Origin of the sequence: Streptococcus oralis (assembly GCF_003943395.1) — a bacterium.
GTDB lineage: Bacteria > Bacillota > Bacilli > Lactobacillales > Streptococcaceae > Streptococcus > Streptococcus oralis_BF.
This window is the reverse complement of the sequence record NZ_RJPJ01000010.1, coordinates 70,941-81,668: the sequence shown is the minus strand read 5'-3', so window position 1 is coordinate 81,668 and position 10,728 is coordinate 70,941. Positions and strand designations below refer to the sequence as shown.

The following is a 10,728-nucleotide window of genomic DNA, read 5'->3' as shown; positions in this document are numbered from 1 at the left end:
GGACTTAAAATCCTGCGATTGGAAACGATCGTACCGGTTCGATCCCGGTCCTCGGCATATAATAATGAGCACCCTTAGCTCAACTGGATAGAGTACCTGACTACGAATCAGGCGGTTAGAGGTTCGAATCCTCTAGGGTGCATTTTTTCTATTTAACTCGGGAAGTAGCTCAGCTTGGTAGAGTACTTGGTTTGGGACCAAGGTGTCGCAGGTTCGAATCCTGTCTTCCCGATTGATTTATTGACTTAGATACTTAAGTGGGTATCTTTTTTTGGCTCTTTGTCAACTGTAGTGGATTGAAGAAAAGCTAAGATCGAGAAAGGACGAATTTCGTCCTTTCTTTTTTGATGTTGAGAGCGATGAAAATTCTTTTATTGAAGTTTTCAAAGTTCCGAAAACCAAAGGCATTTCGTTTGATAAGTTTAATGAGATTATTGATTGCTTCTAGTTTGGCTTTGGAATAGAGTGATTCAAGGGCGGTGATAATCTTGTCTTTATGCTTAAGAAAGATTTTAAAGACAGTTTGAAAAAGAGGATGAATCTGCTTTAGATTGTCCTCAATGAGTCCGAGAAATTTCTTTGGTTTCTTATTCTGAAAGTGAAAAAGCAAGGGCTGATAGAGCTTATAGTGGTGTTTCAAGTCTTCTGAATAGCTCAATAGTTTATCTAAAATCTCTTTATTCGTCAAGTGCATACGAAAAGTAGGGCGATAAAATTGCTTATCGCTGAGTTTACGACTATCTTGTTGAATGAGCTTCCAGTAACGTTTGATAGCCTTGTATTCATGGGATTTCGCTCAAACTGATTCATGATTTGAACACGAACACGACTCATAGCACGGCTCAAGTGTTGGACAATATGGAAACGATCTAGAACGATTTTAGCACATGGGATTTAAACAGTCTGGGAGACTGTTTCAGCCTGAGCCTAGAAATTCGAAAGCGATGCTGTTTAGCTAAGGCATAGTAAGGGCTAAACATATCCATTGTAATGATTCTCGCCTGACAACGAATAGCTCGATCGTAGCGAAGAAAGTGATTGTGGATGACAGGTTGTGTCCTGCCTTCAAGAACGGTGATGATATTAAGCTTGTCAAAATCTTGCGCAATGAAACTCATCTTCATCTCCCGATTGAAACAGTCACTCCTCTGACTGTTTCAACGTCCCAAGACATAATCTCAGGGAGACGAGAAAAATCATGTTTAAAACGGAAGTCATTGAGCTTGCGAATGACAGTTGAAGTTGAAATGGCCAGCTGATGAGCAATATCGGTCATAGAAGTCTTTTCAATCAACTTTTGAGCAATCTTTTGATTGATAATACGAGGGATTTGATGATTTTTCTTGACGATAGAAGTCTCAGCGACCATCATTTTCGAGCACTGATAGCACTTGAAACGACGCTTTTTCAGAAAAATTCTTGTAGGCATACCAGTTGTTTCGAGGTAAGGAATTTTAGAAGATTTCTGGAAGTCATATTTCTTCATTTGATTTCCGCAATCAGGACAAGATGGGGCGTCGTAGTCCAGTTTAGCAATAATTTCCCTGTGGGTATCTCTATTAACAACATCCATAATTTGGATATTAGGGTCTTTGATATCGAGTAGTTTTGTGATAAAATGTAATGGTTCCATATGATTCTTTGTAATGATGGTTTGGTCGCTTTTCATTATAGATCTTATGGGACTTTTTTTCTACAACAAAAGAGGCTCCATAATATCCATAGGGGATTTACCCACTACAAATATTATAGAGCCCCACCTAGCCTTCCTAAAAATGTAATGATTTAACTAACTTATAGTTAGCTACTGATTTCATTTGATAATAGGCTTGAAGATGTTGTCAAATGAAAGATCATAGAGGCATAAGAAAACACCTCTGTGTTATACTTGTTGTTCACCACAAACACAAGAAAGGTACAGAGATGCAAATCAATTATACTACAAAAGCTAAACACTTGACAATCCATAGTCGTCGCTTAATCGAACGATGGAAAATAGAAGGGAAATCAAATAGAGAAATAGCCTCTCTACTTGGAAAAGCTCCTCAGACCATCCACAATGAAATCAAGCGTGGGACAGTCCTGCAATGTCTAGGAAAGGGACGATTCAAAAAGATTTATTCTGCCGACTATGCTCAAATGCTTTATGAAACCAATCGGAAGCGCTTCGTGAAGAAATCAATCTTGACCAAAGAACTAAAACAAAAGATTCTCCACTATCATAACCAAAAGTTGTCTCCTGAAATGATGGTCAAGGTTAAGGGTCTTACATTGGGAATGTCAACCATCTACTACTGGATTCATCATGGAAAATTGGGATTGAACAAACAGAATCCCCTTTATCCTAGAAAAGGTACTAAGAAAACGACTCCTAAGGAAGTCGCCTTCATCGAAAATTGGATTAACAACTATCCTAAAAAATGCTTGGACTACAAGTCTCCCAGAGAATTTCTGCTTGTTGGCTAACTTGAACTCGAAATTTAGCAATAATACATAGGAAAAGATTGTTTAAAAAATAGTAAAAAAACCTTGAAAAATCTAGCTAAATAAGGTATAATATGAGTAATCATTTGTCGTAGGTTTTGTCTGAAATATTGTCCAGACAGGACTCACAGCAGTTAAATCTTCTGAAAAAGTCGGATTTAGCTGCTCTTTTTGTGCTTTTTTTCAGGTTTTCGAGTGCTTGTAACAAAGATTTAAAGATTCTGAAAATTCATCGAAGGGACATGGTGATAAGGTTTTTTATAACCATATGACGATTAGAAAAGCCTGATTGACAAGGCTTGGAACTTATTTACAAAGGAGAATCATCTTGGCAGGACATGACGTTCAATACGGGAAACATCGTACCCGTCGTAGTTTTTCAAGAATCAAAGAAGTTCTTGACTTACCAAATTTGATTGAAATTCAAACGGATTCATTCAAAGATTTCCTAGACCACGGACTTAAGGAAGTATTTGAAGATGTATTGCCAATTTCAAACTTCACAGACACAATGGAGTTGGAATTTGTTGGCTATGAAATCAAGGAACCAAAATACACGCTCGAAGAAGCTCGTATCCACGATGCTAGCTACTCAGCACCAATTTTTGTAACCTTCCGCTTGATTAATAAAGAAACAGGCGAAATCAAGACTCAAGAAGTCTTCTTTGGTGATTTCCCAATCATGACCGAAATGGGTACTTTCATCATCAATGGTGGTGAACGTATTATCGTATCTCAGTTGGTCCGCTCACCAGGTGTTTACTTTAACGACAAAGTAGACAAGAATGGTAAAGTGGGTTACGGTTCTACTGTTATCCCTAACCGTGGAGCTTGGTTGGAACTTGAAAGCGACTCAAAAGACATCGCTTATACTCGTATCGACCGTACTCGTAAGATTCCATTTACGACCTTGGTTCGTGCGCTTGGTTTCTCAGGTGATGATGAAATCTTTGATATCTTTGGTGATAGTGAGTTGGTTCGCAATACTGTTGAAAAAGATATCCACAAGAATCCAATGGACTCTCGTACAGACGAGGCTTTGAAAGAAATCTACGAACGCCTTCGTCCAGGTGAGCCTAAGACTGCTGAAAGCTCACGTAGCTTGCTTGTGGCACGTTTCTTCGACCCACGTCGCTATGATTTGGCAGCTGTTGGTCGTTACAAGATCAATAAAAAATTGAACATCAAGACACGCTTGCTTAACCAAACCATTGCGGAGCCATTGGTAGACCCTGAAACAGGAGAAATCTTGGTAGAAGCTGGTACCGTTATGACTCGTAGCGTGATTGAAAGTATCGAGAGTCACTTGGATGGCGACTTGAACAAGATCGTTTATATTCCAAACGATGCAGCTGTTCTGACAGAACCAGTTGTGCTTCAAAAATTTAAGGTTGTTGCCCCAACGGACCCAGACCGTGTTGTAACCATCATCGGAAATGCTAATCCAGACGACAAGGTTCGTGTTGTAACTCCTGCGGATATCCTTGCTGAAATGAGCTACTTCCTCAACTTGGCGGAAGGTATCGGCCGTGTGGATGATATCGACCACCTTGGAAACCGTCGTATCCGTGCAGTTGGTGAATTGCTTGCCAACCAAGTACGTCTTGGGCTTTCTCGTATGGAACGTAATGTCCGTGAACGTATGTCTGTTCAAGACAATGAAGTCTTGACACCACAACAAATCATCAATATCCGTCCTGTAACAGCTGCGGTTAAAGAATTCTTTGGTTCATCACAGTTGTCGCAGTTCATGGACCAACACAACCCGCTTTCTGAGTTGTCTCACAAACGCCGTTTGTCAGCCTTAGGACCTGGTGGTTTGACTCGTGATCGTGCTGGATATGAAGTACGTGACGTGCACTATACTCACTATGGTCGTATGTGTCCAATCGAGACACCTGAAGGACCTAACATCGGTTTGATCAATAACTTGTCATCTTACGGACACTTGAATAAGTATGGATTTGTTCAAACACCATACCGTAAAGTTGACCGTGAAACAGGTGTTGTCACTAACGAAATCGTTTGGTTGACAGCCGATGAAGAAGATGAATTTACTGTGGCGCAGGCTAACTCACGTCTGAACGAAGATGGTACTTTTGCTGAGAAAGTTGTCATGGGACGTCATCAAGGGGTCAACCAAGAGTATCCAGCTAATGTTGTTGACTACATGGACGTGTCACCCAAACAAGTAGTCGCTGTTGCGACAGCATGTATTCCTTTCTTGGAAAACGATGACTCCAACCGTGCCCTCATGGGTGCCAACATGCAACGTCAGGCTGTGCCTTTGATTGATCCAAAAGCACCTTACGTTGGTACTGGTATGGAATACCAAGCAGCTCATGACTCTGGAGCGGCTGTGATTGCTCAGTATGATGGTAAAGTTACATACGCAGATGCTGACAAGGTAGAAGTACGCCGTGAAGATGGTTCATTGGATGTTTACCACATCCAAAAATTCCGTCGTTCTAACTCAGGTACTGCCTACAACCAACGTACCCTCGTTAAGGTCGGCGATGTCGTTGAAAAAGGCGACTTTATCGCTGACGGACCTTCTATGGAAAAAGGGGAAATGGCGCTTGGACAAAACCCAATCGTTGCCTACATGACCTGGGAAGGTTACAACTTCGAGGATGCCGTTATCATGAGCGAACGCTTGGTGAAAGACGATGTTTATACATCTGTCCACCTCGAAGAATACGAATCAGAAACACGTGATACAAAGCTTGGACCTGAGGAAATTACTCGTGAAATTCCAAACGTTGGGGAAGATGCCCTTAAAGATCTTGACGAAATGGGTATTATCCGTATCGGTGCGGAAGTTAAGGAAGGCGACATCCTTGTAGGTAAAGTCACACCTAAGGGTGAGAAAGACCTCTCAGCTGAAGAACGTCTCTTGCACGCTATCTTCGGAGACAAGTCTCGTGAAGTGCGTGACACTTCTCTTCGTGTACCTCACGGTGCCGATGGTGTCGTTCGTGATGTTAAGATCTTTACACGTGCAAATGGAGATGAGTTGCAATCAGGTGTTAACATGTTGGTTCGTGTCTACATCGCTCAAAAACGTAAGATCAAGGTCGGAGATAAGATGGCCGGACGTCACGGAAACAAAGGGGTTGTCTCTCGTATCGTTCCTGTAGAAGACATGCCTTACCTTCCAGATGGAACTCCAGTCGACATTATGTTGAACCCACTTGGGGTGCCATCACGTATGAATATCGGACAGGTTATGGAGCTCCACCTTGGTATGGCGGCTCGTACTCTTGGTATCCACATTGCAACACCAGTCTTTGACGGAGCAAGTTCTGAAGATCTTTGGTCAACCGTTAAAGAAGCAGGTATGGATAGCGATGCTAAGACGATTCTTTACGATGGACGTACAGGTGAGCCGTTTGACAACCGTGTATCAGTTGGTGTCATGTACATGATCAAACTCCACCACATGGTTGATGATAAATTGCACGCGCGTTCAGTCGGACCATACTCAACCGTTACCCAACAACCACTCGGAGGTAAAGCTCAGTTTGGTGGACAACGTTTCGGTGAGATGGAGGTTTGGGCTCTTGAAGCCTACGGTGCATCAAATGTCCTTCAAGAAATCTTGACTTACAAGTCTGACGATATCAACGGACGTTTGAAAGCTTATGAAGCTATCACAAAAGGAAAACCAATTCCAAAACCAGGTGTCCCAGAATCCTTCCGAGTTCTTGTGAAAGAATTGCAATCTCTTGGTCTTGACATGCGTGTCCTTGACGAAGATGATCAAGAAGTGGAACTTCGTGACCTAGATGAAGGAATGGATGAAGATGTCATCCACGTAGATGACCTTGAAAAAGCCCGCGAAAAAGCAGCCCAAGATGCAAAAGCAGCATTTGAAGCTGAAGAAACTGCAAAAGCGGAAGCAACAGAAGAAGCTGCTGACCAAGAATAAGCAGTTCACTTAGAATAGAAAGGGAAGAAATAGTGGTTGATGTAAATCGTTTTAAAAGTATGCAAATCACCCTAGCTTCTCCAAGCAAAGTCCGTTCATGGTCTTATGGAGAAGTCAAAAAACCTGAAACAATCAATTACCGTACGTTGAAACCAGAACGTGAAGGACTCTTTGATGAAGTTATCTTTGGTCCTACAAAAGACTGGGAATGTGCTTGTGGGAAGTACAAACGTATTCGCTACAGAGGGATTGTTTGTGACCGCTGTGGGGTTGAAGTAACGCGTACAAAAGTTCGTCGTGAGCGTATGGGGCACATCGAGTTGAAAGCTCCTGTATCTCACATCTGGTATTTCAAGGGGATTCCAAGCCGTATGGGCTTGACCCTTGATATGAGTCCTCGTGCCCTCGAGGAAGTTATCTACTTTGCGGCTTATGTGGTCATTGATCCGAAGGATACACCCCTTGAGCACAAGTCTATCATGACAGAGCGCGAATACCGTGAGCGCTTGCGTGAGTATGGTTATGGATCATTCGTTGCTAAGATGGGTGCCGAAGCCATCCAAGACCTTTTGAAACAAGTAGATCTTGAAAAAGAAATTGCTGAACTCAAAGAAGAGTTGAAAACAGCTACTGGACAAAAACGTGTCAAAGCCATCCGTCGTCTGGATGTTTTGGATGCCTTTTACAAGTCTGGAAACAAACCTGAATGGATGATTCTTAACATCCTTCCGGTTATTCCACCAGATCTCCGTCCAATGTTGCAGTTGGATGGTGGCCGTTTTGCCTCATCTGACTTGAACGACCTTTACCGTCGTGTTATCAATCGTAACAACCGTTTGGCCCGTTTGCTTGAGTTGAATGCACCAGGTATCATCGTTCAAAATGAGAAGCGTATGCTTCAAGAAGCAGTTGACGCTTTGATTGACAACGGTCGTCGTGGTCGTCCGATCACAGGACCAGGTAGCCGTCCACTGAAATCATTGAGCCACATGCTCAAAGGTAAACAAGGACGCTTCCGTCAAAACTTGCTCGGTAAACGTGTTGACTTCTCAGGACGTTCCGTTATAGCCGTTGGTCCAACTCTTAAGATGTACCAATGTGGTGTGCCACGTGAAATGGCGATTGAGCTCTTTAAACCATTCGTCATGCGTGAAATCGTTGCCCGCGACATCGTGCAAAACGTCAAGGCAGCTAAACGCTTGGTGGAACGTGGAGATGAACGTATCTGGGATATCCTTGAAGAAGTAATCAAAGAACACCCAGTACTTTTGAACCGCGCACCGACCCTTCACCGTTTGGGTATCCAAGCCTTCGAGCCAGTCTTGATTGATGGTAAGGCCCTTCGCTTGCACCCGCTTGTCTGTGAAGCCTACAATGCCGACTTTGACGGAGACCAAATGGCCATCCACGTACCGCTTTCAGAAGAAGCCCAAGCAGAAGCTCGTATCTTGATGTTGGCTGCTGAGCACATCTTGAATCCGAAAGATGGTAAACCAGTTGTTACTCCATCTCAGGATATGGTTTTGGGTAACTATTACTTGACTATGGAAGAAGCTGGTCGTGAAGGTGAAGGAATGGTCTTCAAGGATCGTGACGAAGCTGTTATGGCCTATCGCAATGGTTATGTACACCTCCACTCACGTGTAGGTATCGCGACTGATAGCCTTAACAAACCATGGACTGAAGAGCAAAAACACAAGGTCTTGCTGACAACGGTTGGTAAAATCCTCTTCAATGACATCATGCCAGAGGGTCTACCTTACTTGCAAGAACCTACAAATGCTAACTTAACAGAAGGTGTTCCAGCTAAATACTTCTTGCCACTTGGTGGAGATATCAAGGAAGCAATCAGCAATCTTGAACTCAACCCTCCATTCAAGAAGAAAAATCTTGGGAATATCATCGCTGAAAACTTCAAACGTTTCCGTACGACAGAAACTTCTGCCCTACTTGACCGCATGAAGAACCTCGGTTACCACCACTCAACTCTTGCGGGATTGACAGTGGGTATTGCCGATATCCCAGTCGTTGATGACAAGGCTGAAATCATCGAAGAATCACACAAACGTGTAGAACAAATCACCAAACAATTCCGTCGTGGTATGATTACGGACGACGAGCGCTACAATGCTGTTACCGCTGAATGGCGTGCAGCTCGTGAAAAATTGGAGAAACGCTTGGTTGCCAACCAAGATCCGAAGAACCCAATCGTTATGATGATGGACTCTGGAGCCCGTGGTAACATCTCAAACTTCTCACAGCTTGCCGGTATGCGTGGTCTGATGGCGGCTCCGAACGGACGTATCATGGAATTGCCAATCCTTTCAAACTTCCGCGAAGGTTTGTCAGTACTTGAAATGTTCTTCTCAACTCACGGTGCCCGTAAAGGTATGACTGACACGGCCCTTAAGACAGCCGACTCAGGTTACTTGACTCGTCGTTTGGTTGACGTTGCCCAAGACGTTATCATCCGTGAGGACGACTGTGGAACAGATCGTGGTCTCTTGATCCGCTCTATCGCAGAAGGAAAAGAGATGATCGAGTCTCTCGAAGAGCGTCTCAATGGTCGTTACACTAAGAAAACTGTTAAACACCCAGAAACTGGTGCAGTGATCATCGGTCCAAATGATTTGATTACAGAAGACAAGGCGCGTGAAATTGTTAATGCTGGCGTGGAAGAAGTTACTATCCGTTCGGTATTTACATGTAACACTCGTCATGGTGTCTGCCGTCACTGTTACGGTATCAACTTGGCGACTGGTGATGCGGTTGAAGTTGGTGAAGCAGTTGGTACAATCGCTGCCCAATCTATCGGGGAACCTGGTACACAGCTTACAATGCGTACCTTCCACACGGGTGGGGTTGCCTCAAATACCGATATCACTCAGGGTCTTCCTCGTGTCCAAGAAATCTTTGAAGCCCGCAATCCGAAAGGGGAAGCGGTCATCACTGAAGTCAAGGGTGAGGTTACAGCCATCGAAGAAGATGCATCAACTCGTACCAAGAAAGTCTTTGTTAAGGGTGAAACTGGCGAAGGTGAATACGTGGTACCATTTACAGCACGTATGCGTGTCGAAGTTGGAGACCAAGTCTCTCGTGGTGCAGCATTGACAGAAGGTTCTATCCAACCGAAACGTCTCCTTGCTGTTCGTGATGTCTTGTCAGTTGAAACCTACCTTCTCGGTGAAGTACAAAAAGTTTACCGTAGCCAAGGGGTAGAAATCGGTGACAAACACATCGAGGTAATGGTTCGTCAAATGATCCGTAAAGTTCGTGTCATGGATCCAGGTGACACAGATCTCCTCATGGGTACCCTCATGGATATCAATGACTTTACAGATGCCAACAAGGATGTTCTTATCGCAGGTGGAGTTCCAGCGACTGGTCGTCCAGTCCTTATGGGAATTACCAAAGCCTCACTTGAAACCAACAGTTTCTTGTCAGCGGCTTCCTTCCAGGAAACAACTCGTGTCCTTACAGATGCAGCCATCCGTGGTAAGAAAGATCATCTCCTTGGACTCAAGGAAAATGTTATCATCGGTAAGATCATCCCAGCTGGTACTGGTATGGCTCGCTACCGTAACCTTGAACCACAAGCTATCAATGAAGCAGAATATCTGGCTCCAGAACAAGAAGAGGCAGAACTTGCTCCTGTAGAGGAAGTTGTGGAAATCCAAGTTGAAGAAACAGTAGAATAAAAGCAAAAAGAGAACCTTTGGGTTCTCTTTTCTTTGTTTCAGAAAATTTTCCCACTTTTCCATAAAGTATGGTAGAATAGAAAAACTAAAATGCCAAGGAGGTGTCCATATGGAACAAACATTCTTTATCATTAAGCCAGATGGTGTGAAAAGAGGGCTGGTTGGCGAAATTCTGCAAAGAATGGAACAACGAGGTTTCAAACTCGAAAAATTAGAGTTGCGTTCAGCAGTTTCAGAAGATTTGATTGACCAGCACTATCAAGACTTGGTTGAAAAAAGTTTTTATCCTCCTATCCGTCAGTTTATGACCTCAGGACCAGTAGTGGTGGGCATTCTATCAGGTCCGAAAGTGATTGAAACTTGGCGGACCATGATGGGGGCTACTCGTCCAGAAGAAGCTCTGCCAGGAACTATCCGAGGAGATTTTGCCAAGGCTGCAGGAGACAATCAAGCCATTCAAAATGTAGTTCACGGCTCCGATTCTGAAGCTTCTGCAAAACGTGAAATTGCTCTCTGGTTTAAGGATTAGACTGGTAAAAGAACAGTTCTGTGCACAACAGAGCTGTTTTTTGGTTAGTTGAGCACAAAAAAAGGACACTTGAGGCGGTAACGATC

At 43.5% G+C, this 10,728-nt stretch carries 4 protein-coding genes, 2 tRNA genes and 1 pseudogene; 6 read left to right on the top strand and 1 reads right to left on the bottom strand.

The window, feature by feature from the left end:
- The first annotated feature begins 68 nt into the window (after nt 1-68).
- Nucleotides 69-142 (top strand) — tRNA-Arg (locus D8802_RS08450).
- 16 nt (nt 143-158) lie between these two features.
- Nucleotides 159-232: transfer RNA gene (locus D8802_RS08445), tRNA-Pro, on the top strand.
- Between the two features lie 75 nt (nt 233-307).
- Here the strand turns inward: D8802_RS08445 and D8802_RS08440 are convergent.
- Nucleotides 308-1,633: pseudogene (locus tag D8802_RS08440) on the bottom strand (ISL3 family transposase).
- Between the two features lie 290 nt (nt 1,634-1,923).
- Between D8802_RS08440 and D8802_RS08435 the strand changes: the two are divergent.
- From D8802_RS08435 to ndk, 4 genes are all read left to right on the top strand, one after another.
- Entirely contained in the window at nt 1,924-2,466 is a 543-nt protein-coding gene (locus D8802_RS08435) for a helix-turn-helix domain-containing protein (RefSeq protein ID WP_125395510.1), read from the top strand.
- 346 nt (nt 2,467-2,812) lie between these two features.
- Entirely contained in the window at nt 2,813-6,415 is a 3,603-nt protein-coding gene (gene rpoB / locus D8802_RS08430) for a DNA-directed RNA polymerase subunit beta (RefSeq protein WP_125395509.1), read from the top strand.
- Nucleotides 6,416-6,447: 32 nt separating this feature from the next.
- Complete coding sequence (gene rpoC / locus D8802_RS08425) at nt 6,448-10,113, top strand: DNA-directed RNA polymerase subunit beta' (protein WP_185758219.1); 3,666 nt, start codon at nt 6,448-6,450, stop codon at nt 10,111-10,113.
- A gap of 109 nt (nt 10,114-10,222) precedes the next feature.
- Nucleotides 10,223-10,642, top strand: coding sequence for a nucleoside-diphosphate kinase (gene ndk / locus D8802_RS08420; RefSeq protein WP_049478845.1), 420 nt, complete (start codon nt 10,223-10,225; stop codon nt 10,640-10,642).
- The last annotated feature ends 86 nt before the right edge of the window (nt 10,643-10,728 follow it).

Coding starts and splice junctions, on each gene's coding strand:
- D8802_RS08435 (WP_125395510.1), top strand. CDS start 1,924: ATGCAAATCAATTATACTACAAAAGCTAAACACTTGACAATCCATAGT.
- ndk (WP_049478845.1), top strand. CDS start 10,223: ATGGAACAAACATTCTTTATCATTAAGCCAGATGGTGTGAAAAGAGGG.